Below are 15,794 nucleotides of genomic sequence, written 5' to 3'. Positions count from 1 at the left end.
CTCAGCGATTCGCCGGGTAGCTTTCCCGGAATCCCATCCGTGCGCTGATCTCAGCGGCCGCGGTGACCACATCGTGCACCGCGGCCAGCATCTTGTCCGCACTGAATCGGTACATCGGTCCGGATACGCTCAATGCTGCGGTGGTGTGTCCGGCGTAGTTGCGGATCGGTGCGGCGATGGCGTTCAGGCCGATCTCGTATTCCTCCACGGTCATCGCGAACCCGTCCCGACGGGCGTCCTCCAGCTGCTTTTCCAGGCGTTCGCGCGAGGTGATGGTGTGGTCGGTGAATCGGGGCAGCCCGGCCTGGCGCAGGAGCTCGGCGCGTAGCTCAGGCTCGAGGTGGGCCAGTAGGATCTTGCCGCTGGATGTGGCGTGCATCGGTGTCGGTTCGCCGATCCAGTTGTGCGTGCCGATCGCCGCGGGGCCGCGTGCCTGGTCCAGATTCACCGCGAAATGGGACCGCAGTACCGCGACGTTGACGGTCTCGCCGAGCTTCTGGGCGAGCCGTTCACAGACCAGGTGCCCCTGTTCGGTGACCTCGAGCCGCTCCGGGACGGCCGCGGCCAAGCGCAGGATTCCCAGGCTCAGCCGGTATTTCCCGCGCTCGTAGGTTTGCGCCACCATCTGGTGGTCCTCCAGCGATCCGAGTAGGCGGGACACGGTCGACTTGTGCACGCCGATCTCGGCCGCGATCTCACTGACACCGGCCTCCCCCTTGCGCGCAAGGATCTCCAGCACAGTCAACGCGCGATCGACGGACTGCACACCATTGTCGGAGGATCTCTCCCCGTTGCCGCTGGCCATGAAATCACTATACGAAAGCGGGCGGCGGTGCCTACCCGAGCACGAGTCGTCCCGCTAGGGCGAACCGGGCCGCACCACGCGCTCGGGCCGGGTCGATCCGTGTGACTTGTGCCCGTGTGGTGACTCGCCCCATCAGGATTGCCGTTCCAATCGAATCGTGATCGCCTTGGACACCGGTGTATTCGACCCCCGCGCCACATGATCGAGCGGGACCAACAGGTTGGTTTCGGGGTAGTACGCGGCCACGTTGCCGACCGGGGTCGGGTACGGCACGAGCCGGAAGTCCTTCGCCCGCCGCTCTTCGACGCTGCCGTCCGGCGCGCACCACTCGGACACCAGGTCGACGCGGTCGCCCGCGTCGTAGCCGAGGCCGACGAGGTCCGTGGGGTTGATGAACAGCACCCGCCGACCGCCCTTCACACCTCGGTAGCGATCGTCCAGGCCGTACACGGTGGTGTTGTACTGATCGTGGCTGCGCATCGTCTGCAGGATCAGCCGGCCCTCGGGGACCGGCAGCCACGTCACCGCATTGACGGTGAAATTCGCTCGGCCGGTGACTGTTTCGAACCGCCGCTCGTCGCGTGGCGGGTGCGGCAACTCGAAGCCGTCAGGTTGCCGGACCCGGGCGTTGAAATCCTTGAAGCCCGGGATCACACGCGCGATGCTGTCCCGGATCAGGTCGTAGTCGTCGGCGAATCGCGTCCACGACACCGAATGATCCGGTCCGAACAACGCCTGGGCCAACCCACAGACGATGGCGACCTCACTGCGCAGATGCTCGCTCGCAGGCGTGAGGCCGCCACGGGACAGATGCACCATCGACATCGAATCCTCGACGGTGACCTGCTGTTTCTTCCCGCCTCGGAGGTCTTTGTCGGTGCGCCCGAGGGACGGCAGGATCAGGGCGGTTCTCCCGTGTACCAGGTGGCTGCGGTTCAGTTTGGTGGACACTTGGACGGTCAGAGAGCAGTTCCGCAGTGCCGCTTCGGTCGTTTCGGTGTCCGGGGTGGCGGCCACGAAGTTGCCGCCCATTGCCATGAATACATGGGCTCGGCCGTCGCGCATCGCGCGGATGGAATCGACGGCGTCCCAGCCGTGTTCGCGGGGGCTCGTGATGCCGAACTCGGTGTCGAGCGCGGCGAGGAAGGATTCGGGCATCTTCTCCCAGATGCCCATGGTGCGGTCGCCCTGGACATTGGAGTGCCCGCGCACCGGGCAGACCCCGGCGCCGGGCTTGCCGATCATGCCGCGCATCAGCAGCAGATTCACCGCGTCCTGGATGGTCGCGACGCCGTGGGTCTGCTGGGTCAGGCCCATGGCCCAGCAGATTATGGTGCGCTGCGAGGCGATCAGCGCCTCTGCCGTGCGGTGGATTCGGTCGAGTGTGAGCCCGGTCGCCGCGACGACCGTGTCGAGGTCTACCTGCCGGATGTGTGTGGCGTACTCGTCGAATCCCGCGCACGCGCTGTCGATGAAATCACGGTCGAGAACGCTGCCCGGGGCGCGGTCCTCGGCTTCGAGCACGAGTCGTGCGAGTCCCTGGAACAGCGCCTGATCGCCGCCGATGCGGATTTGCAGGAAATCGTCCGCGATGGCGACGCCCGACCCGAGGACCCCGTGCACCTTCTGCGGATCCTTGAACCTCAGCAGCCCGGCCTCGGGCAGCGGATTGATCGCGATGATCCGGGCGCCGTTGGCCTTTGCCTTCTCCAGTACGGACAGCATGCGCGGGTGGTTGGTGCCGGGGTTCTGGCCGGCGATCAGGATCAGGTCGGCGCATTCCAGGTCCGGCACCGAGACCGAGCCTTTGCCGATGCCGATCGTCTCGGTCAGTGCGGTACCAGAGGATTCGTGGCACATGTTCGAGCAGTCCGGCATGTTGTTGGTGCCGAAGCTGCGGATCATCAACTGGTACAGGAACGCTGCCTCGTTCGAGGTGCGGCCCGATGTGTAGAACACCGCCTCGTCCGGCGAATCCAGGCCACGGAGTTCGGTGGCAATGAGCGCGAACGCCTCGTCCCACGACAGCGGTGCGTAGTGGGTCTGGCCAGGCCGCAGCACCAAAGGGTGCGTGAGCCGGCCCTGTTGGCCCAGCCAGTAGTCGGTTTTCTCGAGAAGCTCCGAAACCGAGTGCGCGGCAAAGAATTCCGGCCCCACGCGGCGCGCAGTGGCCTCCTCGGCTACGGCTTTGGCGCCGTTCTCGCAGAACTCGGCGTGTTTCCGGTGTCCGGGTGTTTCCGGCCAGGCACAGCCGGGGCAGTCGAAACCGTTGCGCTGGTTGAGCTTCAACAGTGCCCGGGCGGTACGCACCGGTCCCATCTGCTCCCATCCTCGGCGCAGCGACACCAGCACCGCGGGCAAGCCCGCCGCATATGACTTCTCGTGCGTGACGACGACATCGTCCTCGTCGAAGATGTACCTGTCGGTCATGGCATGGGTGTCCTTCGATGTCAATGCCCGCGCGCGATCCATTCGGCCAGGTGCGGCGCCTCGTCGCCGATCGTGGTGGCATCACCGTGTCCGGTATGTACCCGGGTGTCCTCGGGCAGGGCGAACAGCCGGTCCCGGATGGAGCCGATGATCGTCGGGAAGCTGGAGTACGAGCGCCCGGTCGCCCCCGGACCGCCGGAGAAGAGCGTGTCGCCGGAGAACAGGGCTCCGGCCTCGGGCATATACAGGCACGACGACCCGGGCGAATGCCCCGGCGTGTGGATCACCTGAATCTCGGTGCCGGCGACGGTGATTCGCTGGCCGTCGTCCAGCCGCCGGTACCGTTCGCCCGGATGGGTCATCTTCCACAGCACGTCGTCGCCGGGGTGCAGCAGCACTGGAGCATCCAGCAGGCCGGCCAGCTCGGGGGCCACGGTGATGTGATCGTTGTGTCCGTGCGTGCAGACGATGGCCGTCACGTTGCGTCCGTCGACGGCGTCGATGATCGGCTCGACCTGGTGAGCCGCGTCGACGATCACCAGGTCGGTGTCGTCGCCGATCAGCCAGATGTTGTTGTCGACATCCCAGGATCCGCCGTCGAGGGTGAAAGTGCCCGTGGTGACGACTCGTTCGATGCGCAGCCCCCCGCTCATAGCACCACCACCGAGCGCAGGACCTCACCGGCATGCATGGTGTGGAAGGCGTGCTCCACCTCGTCGAGCTTTATCCGCTCGGTGACGAACCTGTCCAGGGGCAGACGTCCCTGCTGATAGAGGTCCACGAGCATGGGGAAATCCCGTTCGGGCAGGCAGTCCCCGTACCACGAGGACTTCAGGCCTCCGCCCCGGGAGAAGAAATCGATGAGCGGCATCTCGAGCGTCATATCCGGTGTCGGCACGCCCACGAGCACCACGGTGCCGGCCAGGTCCCGGGCGTAGAAGGCCTGTTTCCAGGTCTCCGGGCGCCCGACCGCGTCGATCACGACATCGGCGCCGAAGCCGCCGGTCAATTCCCGCACAGCCTCGACCGCATCCACATTCGAACCGTTGACGGTGTGTGTGGCGCCGAGCTCGCGGGCCCACTGCAGTTTGGTGTCGTCACGGTCGATCGCGATGATCGTGCCCGCGCCGGCAAGTCGAGCACCCATGATCGCGGCGTCACCGACGCCGCCGCAGCCGATCACGGCGACCGAATCTCCGCGGCCGACATTGCCGGTGTTCACTGCGGCGCCGAGACCGGCCATGACTCCGCACCCGAGCAGTCCGACCACTGCTGGATCCGCCGACGGGTCCACCTTGGTGCACTGCCCTGCGTGCACGAGCGTCTTGTCGGCCAGCGCGCCGATCCCCAGCGCGGGGGTGAGTTCGGTGCCGTCGGCGAGGGTCATCTTCTGCCGGGCGTTGTGAGTGTCGAAGCAATACTGCGGGCGTCCGCGTTTGCAGGCGCGGCACTGTCCGCAGACGGCACGCCAGTTCAGGACGACGAAATCGCCGACCGCGACCGAGTCCACGTTCTCTCCGACGGACTCGACCACACCGGCGGCCTCGTGACCCAGCAGGAACGGAAACTCGTCGGTGATTCCGCCTTCTCGATAGGTCAGGTCGGTGTGACAGATCCCGCACGCCGATACCGCGACGACGACTTCGCCGGGACCCGGATCAGGGATCGTGATCATGGTGAGTTCGGCGGGAGCGCCCTTGGCACGGGCGATGACACCTCGTACTTGCTGAGGCATGACTGTTCTCCTTTTCCTAGAGAGTGGATTCCGAGATTCCCTCGGCGATCTCGACGACGTTCGCGAGCAGCATGGCCCGCGTCATGGGGCCTACACCACCGGTGGCGCCGCTGAGCTTTCCGGCGACGCGGTCCACGTGGGGATGGACATCGCCGAGGATGCCCTCGACCGTACGGGTGATGCCCACCGACAAGACCGTCGCGCCGGGGCTGATCCAGTCGGGTTGCACCAGATGGGCCACACCGGCCGCGGCGATGACGACGTCGGCGGCGCGCGTATGGGCGGCGGTGTCGACGGTAGCCTCGTGGCACAGCGTCACCGTGGCGTGCTCGCTGCGGCGGGTGAGCATCAGGCCCAGGGGCCGGCCGACCGTTACGCCACAGCCGATCACGCAGAACCGGGCACCGGTGATCGGCACGTCGTAATGGCGCAGCAACTCCAGGATGCCGCGTGGCGTGCAGGGCAGGGGACCGCGCATACCGAGGACCAGCCGGCCGAGGTTCGTCGGATGCAGGCCATCGGCATCCTTGTTCGGATCGATCAGGGCCAGAACGCGATGGGTATCGATGTGCGGCGGCAGCGGCAGTTGGACGATGAATCCTGTGCAGGCGTTGTCGGTGTTGAGTTGTAGCACTGCGGCCTCGATCTCGGCCTGAGCGGCGGTGGCAGGCAGCGCCAGCTGGATGGAGTGCAGGCCGACCTCGCGGCAGTCGCGGTGTTTGGCCGCGACGTAGGCGTGGCTGCCCGGGTCGTCGCCCACGAGAATGGTGCCCAGGCCCGGCCGGATGTCCTGCACGTGCAGCAGGGCGATCCGTTCGGCCAGTTGGCGTTTGATCTGCCGGCTGACCGTCTTCCCGTCGATCGATGTCGCTGTCGCCACGACGTGTGCCTCTCTATCGCGGTCGCGGATGGTCGGGGGAGTGGGATGCGCGGTGTGATCAGCATTCGACGAAATTGACCGGGACACTCACCGCGAGTCCGCCCATCGAGGTTTCCTTGTATTTCGAGCTCATGTCCTGTCCGGTCGCCCGCATGGTGTCGATCACCTGGTCAAGACTGACTCGATGAATTCCATTGCCGCGCAGTGCCATTCGTGCCGCATTGATCGCCTTTCCGGCCGAGATGGCATTGCGCTCGATACACGGGATCTGTACCAGCCCCTCGACCGGATCGCAGGTGAGCCCCAAGCTGTGTTCCATCGCGATCTCGGCGGCGTTCTCGATCTGAGCCGGGGTGCCGCCGAGGATTTCGGCCAGGCCCGCGGCCGCCATCGATGCGGCCGATCCCACCTCGCCCTGGCATCCCACCTCGGCGCCGGAGATCGACGCTCGCTCCTTGTACAGCGAACCGATCGCTCCCGCGGTGAGCAGGAAACGAATCGCGGTATCGTCGCGGTCGGTCCGCCCGGCCTGTGTGTAGTGCACCGCGTAGTGCAGGACGGCCGGGATGATGCCGGCGGCGCCGTTGGTCGGCGCAGTGACGATCCGGCCGCCCGCGGCGTTCTCCTCGTTCACTGCCAGCGCGACCAGATTCACCCAGTCCTCGGCGAAGGCGGGGTCGCGATCCGGATCCTCGGTGTGCAGCCGCAGGTACCATTCCCGGGCTCGCCGACGGACCCGCAACACACCGGGCAGGTCGCCCTCGCGCGAGATTCCGCGTCGCTCGCAGTCGACCATGACGTCGCGAATATGCAGGAGGCGATCGAAAACCTCGGCGGCCGGCCGGAATTGGCGTTCGAAGTTCAGCATGATCTCACCGATGCTGCATTCGGATCGGTCGGTGAGCTCCAGCAGCTCCTTCGCCGAGGAGAACGACCACTCGCTGTGGCAGGGGCGTTCGGGGGGCCGCCCGGTCTCGGATTCGGTGATGACGAATCCGCCGCCGATCGAGTAGTAGGTCTCGATGTGGACGGCGATCTGTTTGTCGGTATACGCGGTGATCGTCATGGCGTTGGGGTGCAACGGCAACACGGTCAGCGGGCGCAACACCATGTCGCCCTCGGTCAGGGCGATGTCGCGAATCCCGCCCAGAGCGATCCGCCCGCTGCGGCGCATCGCATCGAGGCGGCTTTCCATTTCCTCGTTGTCGATCGTTTCGGGGGCGTATCCCTCGAGGCCGAGCAGGATCGCGGTCATGGTTCCGTGCCCGGCTCCGGTCGCCGCTAGTGAGCCGAACAATTCGACCCGCACCGCGCTGACACGCGCGAGTGTGCCACTGCCGGCCAGGTCGGACACGAAGCGAGCCGCGGCCCGCATCGGCCCGACCGTGTGCGAGCTGGAGGGGCCGATGCCTACCGAGAACAGGTCGAAGATGCTGACGGTCATGAAGCCACAATCCTGAACGGAGTTGTATGGGGTCGCTGCGGCGAATCGATACGCTGGACGGACGATCTCATACTGTCGCTCCGATTTCCTCGAGGTACTGCCTGCGTGTCAGTAGCCCGTTGGTCGAGGAACTGGGTGTCGGCAGCACCGCGAACAGCCAACCGGTGTGAAATGAGTCCTCGGCCACCGATTCCGGCCTCGCGATCGCCTCGGCGTTATGGATGGTGATCATGCCGGCGATCGGTGAGTAGATCGGAAATGCCGGTCGTCCGGCGAGCCGGACCGAGCCGCACGGCACGCGGGCCGCGACGATGCTGCGGACCGGCGGCAGTTCCACTGCGACGACCTCGTGCCCGCGCACGGCGAGCGGAGTCAGACCGGCGCGGATCGGATAGTCGGCAAAGCGGTCGCCGGGAGCCAATGCCAGCCAGCTGTGCTGGTTGCTGTATGTGCGGTCGATCGGAAAGTGCTGAACCTGCATGACGTTCCGTTCCTTGTGGCTGATTGCATTATCGGCCGGTGCCGAACTCTGCGGCGGCGTCGGTCAGCCACTGCGCGAGGTATCGCGCGAACGAGGACCGCACCAGGACTCGGTAGTCGGTCCCATAGTCGTCCAGGGCGATCAGCACTACTGCTGCGAGGCCGAGCATGCTCTGCACCGCCGAACCGGCGCGGAAGACCCTCGGGTGCAGGTCGATCGAGCAGCCTTTCGCAAGGACATCGCGGACACGAGACCCACTGAGCCGCACTGCGGTCCGTTGACCGGAGACGTCGACGGCCGCGCCGCCGTGCGTGCCGACGGCCGCGCGCAGTTCGGTTTCCAGTGTGTTCGCCGCGATCGTGCGGCTGGTCACCAGCCATTCCTGCGGGCCCAGCCAGATCGCACTCGTGTGTGACACGCCGGCCGCGGTCGCGGGTGTGGTGGGCAGGTCGAAGCCGAGTATCTCGCGCGCCGCCGTGTGGCCGGGCCCGGCCGGGTCCACCCACAGGTCCACCATCGCGAGGAACGGTTCCTCCGCCATGGTCACCGATGCGGGAAGTTCACCGAACCGTTGCCGCCAGTCGTGCAACGGGCTTGCCGCAGTGAGAGTGTCAGCCATCGCGCCGTGCTCCTTCGGGATCGACCAGGACGGTGCCGGTGACCTCGACCGGTACCAGCGTGCCGTCCACGGGAACGTGCAGGGTCTCGCCTATTCGCGAGTGACCGCCCTTGACCAGGGCAAGTGCGAACGGGCGGCCGAGTTCGGCGCTGCGATAGCTCGAGGTGACATGCCCGAGCATCGGTACGGGCGCCGGCGGCAGTTGACCGTCGGTGACCGGTTCGATGATCTGAGCGCCCTCCGGCAGCACCGTGTCTCGGTCCACGGGCAACAGCCCGACGAATTGCTTGCGCAGTGGATTGAGATTCTCCGCGCGTGTGAAGGAGCGTTTGCCCACGAAATCGGCCTTCTTCTTGGACACCGCCCAGCTCATTCCGAGATCCTGTGGTGTGACCGTGCCGTCGGTGTCCTGGCCGATGATCGGATAGCCCTTCTCGGCGCGCAGCACATGCATCGTCTCGGTGCCGTACGGCGTGATGCCGAACTCGGCGCCGGCCGAGACGAGTCGTTCCCACAGGGCTGTGGCGTGCCAGCTGTCGACGTTGACCTCGAATGCGAGCTCACCGGAGAAACTCACCCGTGCCACCCGGACAGGCACCTCGCCGATGCGGGTGTCGCGCCACGCCATGAAGGGAAAAGCCTCGTTGCTCACCTCGAGATCCGGGAAGACCCGTGCGATGACCTCGCGCGATTTCGGCCCTGCGACCGGAAAAGTCGCCCACTGCTCGGTGACCGAGGTGAGCCGGACCACCAGGTGCGGCCACTCGGTCTGCAACCATTCCTCCATCCAGTCGAGGATTTTCGCCGCATTGCCGGTCGTGGTGAACACCTGGAAACGGTCCTGCGCCAGCCGCATCACGGTGCCGTCGTCGATGACCATGCCGTCGATCCCGCACATCACGCCGTACCGGACCATCCCCACCTTCAGGGTGCTCATCATGTTCGTGTAGAGCATGTCGAGCAGCGCCCCGGCGTCGGGGCCCTGCACATCGATCTTGCCGAGCGTCGAACCGTCGAGGATACCGACGCGACGGCGGACCGCGGTGCATTCCCGCAGCACGGCGGCATCCATGTCCTCACCGGGCAACGGATAGTAGCGCGGGCGCTTCCATTGGCCGACGTCCTCGAAGACCGCGCCACGGGCGACATGCCAATCATGCACGGCCGTCACGCGTTCGGGGTCGAACAGCCGCCCTCGGCTACGTCCGGCGAGCGCCGCGAACGCCACCGGTGTGTATGGCGGCCGGAATGTGGTGGTGCCGAGGTTCTCGATCGGCATGTCCAGGAGTTCGGCGGTGATCCCCGATGCGAGGACACCGGATGTCTTTCCCTGATCGTGCGCGGTGCCGATCGTGGTGTAGCGCTTGATGTGTTCCATCGACCGCATGCCGGCACCGACGGCGCGGGCGAGGTCGGCCACGGTCGCATCGCGTTGCACGTCGACGAACTGGCTCGCCTCACCGGCCGTGTCCGGAACGCGCCAGAGCACCAACGGCGGGGCGATCTCGCCGGCGTCCTCGACGGGGAGGTCCTCGGACACGGAGGCTGTGAACCCGAGGCCGAGCAGAGCGGCGGTGCCGGCCCTGCGGCCCTCGTGCACACAGCCCGTCGGATCGAACACGCCGTTGGCAGCACCGGCGATCGAAACCCCCGGCAACGATTCACCCGGCAGGAAAGCACCGAGCTCGTCGTCGTAGCGCAGAGTGCCACGTGCCTGGCTGAAGAGATGGACGGCAGGATTCCAGCCCCCGCTGACCAGCAGTACGTCGCAGGCCAGCGGTACGCGGAGCGCACGCCCGGTATTCGAGCGCCCGGTCACGACCGCATGGGTGATGCGGTCCTCGCCGCGCGTACCGCTCACCACGGATCCGGTGCGAACGGCGATGCCCCGCCGTTCGCATTCCCGCTGCCACCGTCGCGGCGCCTCGTCGCGGGCCTCGACCACGGCGTTGATCCGGATACCGGCGTCGTGCAGGTCGATCGCGGCGAGATAGGCGCTGTCGTTGGTGGTGAAGACCACCGCCTGCGTACCGACTCTCACCCCGTAGCGGTGCAGGAAGGTGCGGGCGCTGTGCGCCAGCATGATCCCGGGTCGGTCGTTGTCGGTGAACACGACCGGCCGCTCGTGCGCGCCGGTGGCGACCAGGACGTGCCTCGCGCGGATGCGCCACACCCGCTGACGGCTCAGCGCGGCGGGCGCGGCGCAGCCCAGATGGTCGGTGCGTCGCTCGAGGGCCAGTACGAAGCCGTCGTCGTAATGGCCGAACGCGGTGGTGCGTTGCAGGTGCAGGACATCGGGGTAGGTTGCCAGCTCGGCCGCCGCCACAGCGACCCAGTCCAGGGCCGGTGCGCCCTCGATGGTGTCGGTCGAGCCCAGCAGTGCGCCGCCGGGCTCGCTCTGCTCGTCGACGAGCACCACCCGCGCACCGGCGCGCGCTGCGGTCACCGCGGCGGCGAGCCCGGCCGGTCCGGCGCCGACGATCAGCAGGTCGGCGTGCACGTGCTTGGCGTCGTACGTCGCCGAGTCGGGAATCTCGCCCAGCCGTCCCTGCCCGGGGATCCCCCGGGCCGCGAGACCGTGGAACAGCTCGATAGTCGTGGCCAGCAGCATCGGCTCCGGAAACGGCTCCTCGATCTGGACCAGCCCGCCGGTGTCCTCGGCCCACGCCGCCGAGATCCCCCGCGGCCGTCCCAGCTTGATGCTGCTGGTGATTCGGTGGATGCCGTGGGCGAGCAGCGCCGAGGCCAGCGTGTCGCCGGGGTGCCCGGTCAGCTCCCGACCGTCGAAGGTGAAGGTGCAGGTGGTATCGCGGTCGATCCGGCCACGGTCGGGGGTGCGAAATGGTTGGTTCACGGTATCGCCGGCTTCTGCTCGTCCAAGCGGTAGATGCTGTGGAATCGGTAGGTGACGGTGTCGCGGACGGCGTTGAACCACCGCCGGCAGCCGGCACTGTGGTTCCACCGTTCGGCGAACAGGCCCTTGGGATTCGAGCGATAGAACACGTACCGCGCCCATTCTTCGTCGGTCAGCGCCTGTGGATCCGCGGGGTATGCGACGTGAGCCTCACCGCCGTAGTGGAATTCGGCTTCCTCTCGTGGCCCGCACCACGGGCATTCGATCAATTGCATTGCCGCTCCTGTTCAGTGCGCCACGGCGGCGGCGCCGTGTTCGTCGACGAGGGCGCCGGTGACGAATCTGTCCAGCCCGAACGGGGCGATGTACTCGTGCGGCTCGTCGTTGGCGATCGTGTCGGCCAGACACCAGCCGACACCGGGCGTGGCCTTGAACCCGCCTGTGCCCCAACCACAATTGAGGTAGACGTTGTCGTACGGAGTGCGCCCGACGATGGGGGAGGCGTCGGGACACACATCGACGATGCCGCCCCACGTGCGCAGCAGATGCGCGCGGGAGAAGACCGGGAAGAGTTCGACGGCGGCGGCCATCTGGCGTTCGATGATGTGGAAGGCGCCGCGCTGGCCGTAACCGTTGTAGGAGTCGATTCCGGCGCCCATCACGAGCTCGCCCTTGTGCGCCTGCGACACATAGACGTGAATCGCGTTGGACATCACGATGGTCGGGTGCACGGGTTCGAGCAGTTCGGACACCAGTGCCTGCAAGGGATGGCTCTGCAACGGCGTACGGATGCCGAGCATGTCGGTGAGCGTCGAGGTGTGCCCGGCCGCGCACAGCGCTACCTGCCCGGCCGCGATGTCGCCGCGGGTGGTGCGCACTCCGGTCACCCGATTGCCGTCGGTACTGAAGCCGGTGACCTCGCAGTTCTGAATGATGTCGATGCCGGCCTCATCGGCACGGCGGGCGAATCCCCATGCCACGTAGTCGTGTTTGGCGATCCCGGCCCGCGGCTGATAGGTCGCTCCGAGCACGGGGTAGCGGATATCGGTGGAGATGTTGACGATCGGGCATAGCTTCTTGACCTCGTCCGGCTCCACCCACTGGGCGTCGATTCCGTTGAGCTTGTTGGCCTCGACGCGGCGCACGCTGTCACGGATGTCCTGGAGGCTGTGCGCCAGGTTGAGTACGCCACGCTGGCTGAACAAGATCGGATAATCGAGGTCGTCCTCGAGTCCCTCCCACAGCTTCAGGGCGTGCTCGTAGATCCTGGCGCTTTCGTCCCACAGATAGTTCGACCGGATCAGCGTCGTGTTGCGGGCCATGTTTCCGCCTGCGAGCCAACCCTTTTCCAACACCGCGACATCGGTGATGCCGTGATTTTTCGCCAGATAGTGGGCGGTGGCCAGCCCGTGGCCCCCGCCTCCGACGATGACGACATCGTAGGTCTTCTTCGGTTCGGGACTGCGCCACAGGAATTCGGGGTGTTCGGGCAGGTGGGCGCCCGGTGGCTGAGTGGTTGTCATCACAGCACCTCCGACAGGCCGGGGTAGAGCGGGAAGCGCGACGCCAGGGCATCGACCCGGGCGCGGAGCCCGTCGAGACCGGTCTCGTCGGTGCCCGGCCGCAGGGCGGTCGCGATGATGTCGGCGACCTCGACGAAGGCATCGTGATCGAAGCCGCGGGTGGCTAGTGCCGGAGTGCCGATCCGAACACCTGAACTGATCATCGGCGGGCGTGGGTCGAACGGAACCGCATTGCGGTTCACGGTGATTCCGACTCGGTGCAGCCGATCCTCGGCCTGTTTGCCGTCGAGTTCGGATTCCCGCAGATCCACCAGCACCAGATGGACATCGGTGCCGCCGCTGACCACGTTGACACCGGCCGCGCGCGAGTCCGGTTGCAGCAGGCGGTCCGCGAGAATCTTCGCGCCCGCCAAGGTGCGTTCCTGCCGTTCGCGGAATTCGGGCTCGGCGGCGAGCTTGAACGACACGGCCTTGCCGGCGATGACGTGTTCGAGCGGGCCGCCCTGCTGTCCCGGGAAAACCGAGGAGTTGATCTTCTTCGCCAGGGTCGCGTCGTTGGTCAGGATGATGCCGCCACGCGGACCGCCGAGTGTCTTGTGCGTGGTCGAGGTGACCACGTGCGCGTGCGGTACGGGGGAGGGGTGCAGTCCGGTTGCGACCAGTCCGGCGAAGTGTGCCATGTCCACCATGAGGTAGGCGCCGACCTCGTCGGCGATGCGCCGGAACGCCGCGAAGTCCAGGAAGCGTGGGTAGGCGGACCAGCCGGCCAGGATCAGTTTGGGACGGTGTTCGCGAGCGAGATGTTCAACCTCGCCCATGTCCACGAGGTGGTCCTCCGCCCGGACGTGGTAAGCGGCGACATCGTAGAGCTTGCCGGAGAAGTTCAGCTTCATACCGTGCGTCAGGTGGCCGCCGTGTGCCAGATCCAGGCCGAGAATGGTGTCGCCGGGCTGCAACAACGCCGACATCGCCGCGGCATTGGCCTGTGCCCCCGAATGCGGCTGGACATTGGCGAACCCGGCCCCGAACAACGACTTCACACGATCGATCGCCAGCTGTTCGATGACGTCGACATGCTCACAGCCGCCGTAGTAACGCCGTCCGGGATAGCCCTCGGCGTATTTGTTGGTCAAGACCGAGCCCTGGGCCTGCATGACGGCCAGTGGGGCGAAATTCTCGCTGGCGATCATTTCGAGCGTGCCCTGCTGTCGTTCGAGTTCGGCGGCGATCGCCCGATAGACATCGGGATCCAGGCCGGCAAGCTGTTCGGTCAGGGTGGGGTTTCCCTGCACGGCCTCAGCCGGACTCGAGTACGTGTCCGACGTCATGTATGCCTCCTGGGAGATCAGTATGATGGAACTAGTATATCAGCTTGCAGGTAGGCTAAGGTCACATAGGATGGAACGTCAAGAGTTTCGGGTATATCAAGAGTGGGACAGGGGACTGAGCGTGATCGACTCGCGTGCTGTGGAAATAGCTCCGGTCAACGGCACGAGCGCGGACAGCGCATACCAGGTCATCAGGGATCGGCTGGTCATGCTCGATATTCGCCCGGGGGATCCGATCAACGACGATCACCTCGCCGCGGAACTCGGCGTCGGCCGCACTCCGGTGCGTGAAGCGCTCAAGCGCTTGGAACGCGATCGATTGGTGGTCGCCTATCCCCGGCGCGGAACGTTCGCCACCGGCGTCGATATGACCGATCTCGCCGACATCTCCGAGATCCGCCGGCAACTCGAGCCCATGGCTGCTGCTCGGGCGGCCAGGACGGCGCCTGTGGAAACGCGGGATCGTCTCGTCTCGCTGATCGGCGAAATCGCCGAACTCCGTGATACGGACGACCCGCGGGACCTGTTGCGCAAGGACATCCGGATGCATCGCGAGATCTACCGGGCCGCAGGCAATCCGCATCTGGAAGACATTCTGGTGAGCCTGGATTCGCATGCGACCAGGATTTGGTGCCTGTTTCTCGACCGGCTCCCGCAGGTGGCGAGCCATGTCAAAGAGCATGTGCCGCTGCTGCAGGCCATCGTGGACGGTGACGCGGAGACCGCGGCCTCGCTGACCCTGGCTCACGTCACGGGATTCGAGCAGGCGATCCGCGAACTGCTGTAGTCGCCTGCTCCGGCCGGGTCAACTGAACACGACGGTGCGGTGTCCGTGCAGCAGCACTCGGTGTTCGCAGTGCCAGCGGACTGCCCGCGACAGCGCCAGAGCTTCGACGTCCTGCCCGACCGTGGCCAGTCGTGCGGGATCGTAGGAGTGATCGATCCGAGTGACCTCCTGCTCGATGATCGGCCCCTCGTCGAGGTCGGGGGTGACGTAATGTGCGGTAGCGCCGACGAGTTTGACCCCGCGATCGAAGGCCTGATGATAGGGCTTCGCGCCCTTGAATCCGGGTAGGAACGAATGGTGGATGTTGATCGCCCGGCCATGGAGGGCCCGGCACAGGTCATCGGACAGGATCTGCATATAGCGGGCCAGCACGACGAGATCGGCGTCGTACCGCTGCACGAGATCGAGTAGTTCGGCCTCCGCCCGCGGCTTGGTGTTCGGAGTCACCGGAACATGGACGAAGGGAAGGCCGGCCGCGTCGGCCATCGGACGCAGGTCGGTGTGGTTGGACACGACCGCCACCAGCTCGGCGCCGAGAATGCCTGCCCGCCAACGGAAGATCAGGTCGTTGAGGCAGTGCCCCATACGTGAGACCATGACGAGCACCCGGGGGGACTTGCAGTCGTTGAACTGGTAGGACATGCCGAATTCCGTGGCGACGGACTCGAATTGCTCGGTCAGATGTGCGACGTCGGTGTCGTCCTTGGGGATGAACGAAGTGCGCAGAAAGAACGAGCCGTTCCTCGTATCGTCGAACTGCTGATGCTGTGCGATATCGCAGTCGTGCTGGTACAAGAACGCGCTGACGGCGTGGACGATGCCCAAACGCTGTGCGCAGGACAGGGTGAGAGTGAAAGTATTGTTCGGCATCTGCGTCTCCAGGATTGCGGACGTTGTCGGTGCGATCG

The 15,794-nt window shown here is 66.2% G+C and carries 14 protein-coding genes; 1 reads left to right on the top strand and 13 read right to left on the bottom strand.

The features are described 5' to 3' along the window. Position 1 precedes the first annotated feature (1 nt). From ABH933_RS20685 to glyA, 12 genes are all read right to left on the bottom strand, one after another. A complete protein-coding gene (locus ABH933_RS20685) occupies positions 2-805 on the bottom strand; it encodes an IclR family transcriptional regulator (RefSeq protein WP_429425934.1) in 804 nt (267 codons plus the stop codon). A 132-nt stretch (positions 806-937) separates the two neighbouring features. Further along, a complete protein-coding gene (locus ABH933_RS20680) occupies positions 938-3,235 on the bottom strand; it encodes an FdhF/YdeP family oxidoreductase (RefSeq protein WP_429425936.1) in 2,298 nt (765 codons plus the stop codon). A 20-nt stretch (positions 3,236-3,255) separates the two neighbouring features. Further along, positions 3,256-3,888: an MBL fold metallo-hydrolase gene (locus ABH933_RS20675; RefSeq protein ID WP_215923366.1), complete on the bottom strand. Its 633-nt coding sequence runs from the start codon at positions 3,886-3,888 to the stop codon at positions 3,256-3,258. Then, on the bottom strand, positions 3,885-4,970 hold the full coding sequence (locus tag ABH933_RS20670; RefSeq protein WP_429425939.1) for an S-(hydroxymethyl)mycothiol dehydrogenase: 1,086 nt from the start codon (positions 4,968-4,970) through the stop codon (positions 3,885-3,887). The genes ABH933_RS20675 and ABH933_RS20670 overlap by 4 nt, the downstream gene beginning before the upstream one ends. A 16-nt stretch (positions 4,971-4,986) precedes the next feature. Further along, on the bottom strand, positions 4,987-5,850 hold the full coding sequence (locus ABH933_RS20665) for a bifunctional methylenetetrahydrofolate dehydrogenase/methenyltetrahydrofolate cyclohydrolase (protein ID WP_429425941.1): 864 nt from the start codon (positions 5,848-5,850) through the stop codon (positions 4,987-4,989). A 58-nt stretch (positions 5,851-5,908) separates the two neighbouring features. Next, complete coding sequence (locus ABH933_RS20660) at positions 5,909-7,294, bottom strand: L-serine ammonia-lyase (RefSeq protein WP_429425943.1); 1,386 nt, start codon at positions 7,292-7,294, stop codon at positions 5,909-5,911. A gap of 67 nt (positions 7,295-7,361) precedes the next feature. Continuing rightward, positions 7,362-7,775, bottom strand: coding sequence for a glycine cleavage system protein H (locus tag ABH933_RS20655; RefSeq protein WP_429425945.1), 414 nt, complete (start codon positions 7,773-7,775; stop codon positions 7,362-7,364). A 28-nt stretch (positions 7,776-7,803) separates the two neighbouring features. Further along, positions 7,804-8,394 carry a sarcosine oxidase subunit gamma gene (locus tag ABH933_RS20650; protein ID WP_215923361.1) on the bottom strand — a complete coding sequence of 197 codons (591 nt, stop codon included), beginning with the start codon at positions 8,392-8,394 and terminating at the stop codon, positions 7,804-7,806. Continuing rightward, positions 8,387-11,248, bottom strand: coding sequence for a 2Fe-2S iron-sulfur cluster-binding protein (locus tag ABH933_RS20645; RefSeq protein ID WP_429425947.1), 2,862 nt, complete (start codon positions 11,246-11,248; stop codon positions 8,387-8,389). The genes ABH933_RS20650 and ABH933_RS20645 overlap by 8 nt, the downstream gene beginning before the upstream one ends. Next, positions 11,245-11,523 (bottom strand): sarcosine oxidase subunit delta, encoded by a 279-nt coding sequence (locus ABH933_RS20640; protein ID WP_429425949.1) that lies wholly within the window; start codon positions 11,521-11,523, stop codon positions 11,245-11,247. The genes ABH933_RS20645 and ABH933_RS20640 overlap by 4 nt, the downstream gene beginning before the upstream one ends. Positions 11,524-11,535: 12 nt before the next feature. After that, complete coding sequence (locus ABH933_RS20635) at positions 11,536-12,771, bottom strand: sarcosine oxidase subunit beta family protein (RefSeq protein ID WP_429425951.1); 1,236 nt, start codon at positions 12,769-12,771, stop codon at positions 11,536-11,538. Beyond that, positions 12,771-14,099 (bottom strand): serine hydroxymethyltransferase, encoded by a 1,329-nt coding sequence (gene glyA / locus ABH933_RS20630; protein WP_429425953.1) that lies wholly within the window; start codon positions 14,097-14,099, stop codon positions 12,771-12,773. Before glyA ends, ABH933_RS20635 begins: the two co-directional genes overlap by 1 nt. 70 nt (positions 14,100-14,169) lie before the next feature. On the opposite strand from glyA, the gene ABH933_RS20625 reads away from it, so the two are divergent. Next, entirely contained in the window at positions 14,170-14,886 is a 717-nt protein-coding gene (locus ABH933_RS20625) for a GntR family transcriptional regulator (protein ID WP_429425955.1), read from the top strand. A gap of 18 nt (positions 14,887-14,904) precedes the next feature. Here ABH933_RS20625 and purU read toward each other — a convergent pair whose 3' ends face one another. Then, positions 14,905-15,756: a formyltetrahydrofolate deformylase gene (purU, locus tag ABH933_RS20620; protein WP_429425957.1), complete on the bottom strand. Its 852-nt coding sequence runs from the start codon at positions 15,754-15,756 to the stop codon at positions 14,905-14,907. Positions 15,757-15,794 lie beyond the last annotated feature (38 nt).

This window comes from Nocardia sp. GP40, from assembly GCF_050434125.1.
Lineage (GTDB): Bacteria > Actinomycetota > Actinomycetes > Mycobacteriales > Mycobacteriaceae > Nocardia > Nocardia albiluteola.
Note: the sequence above shows the minus strand (reverse complement) of the source record. Positions and strands in the feature narration are given on the sequence as shown.

Coding starts and splice junctions, on each gene's coding strand:
- ABH933_RS20655 (WP_429425945.1), bottom strand. CDS start 7,775: ATGCAGGTTCAGCACTTTCCGATCGACCGCACATACAGCAACCAGCAC.
- ABH933_RS20640 (WP_429425949.1), bottom strand. CDS start 11,523: ATGCAATTGATCGAATGCCCGTGGTGCGGGCCACGAGAGGAAGCCGAA.
- ABH933_RS20650 (WP_215923361.1), bottom strand. CDS start 8,394: ATGGCTGACACTCTCACTGCGGCAAGCCCGTTGCACGACTGGCGGCAA.
- purU (WP_429425957.1), bottom strand. CDS start 15,756: ATGCCGAACAATACTTTCACTCTCACCCTGTCCTGCGCACAGCGTTTG.
- ABH933_RS20685 (WP_429425934.1), bottom strand. CDS start 805: ATGGCCAGCGGCAACGGGGAGAGATCCTCCGACAATGGTGTGCAGTCC.
- ABH933_RS20660 (WP_429425943.1), bottom strand. CDS start 7,294: ATGACCGTCAGCATCTTCGACCTGTTCTCGGTAGGCATCGGCCCCTCC.
- ABH933_RS20670 (WP_429425939.1), bottom strand. CDS start 4,970: ATGCCTCAGCAAGTACGAGGTGTCATCGCCCGTGCCAAGGGCGCTCCC.
- ABH933_RS20635 (WP_429425951.1), bottom strand. CDS start 12,771: ATGACAACCACTCAGCCACCGGGCGCCCACCTGCCCGAACACCCCGAA.
- ABH933_RS20675 (WP_215923366.1), bottom strand. CDS start 3,888: ATGAGCGGGGGGCTGCGCATCGAACGAGTCGTCACCACGGGCACTTTC.
- ABH933_RS20625 (WP_429425955.1), top strand. CDS start 14,170: ATGGAACGTCAAGAGTTTCGGGTATATCAAGAGTGGGACAGGGGACTG.
- glyA (WP_429425953.1), bottom strand. CDS start 14,099: ATGACGTCGGACACGTACTCGAGTCCGGCTGAGGCCGTGCAGGGAAAC.
- ABH933_RS20680 (WP_429425936.1), bottom strand. CDS start 3,235: ATGACCGACAGGTACATCTTCGACGAGGACGATGTCGTCGTCACGCAC.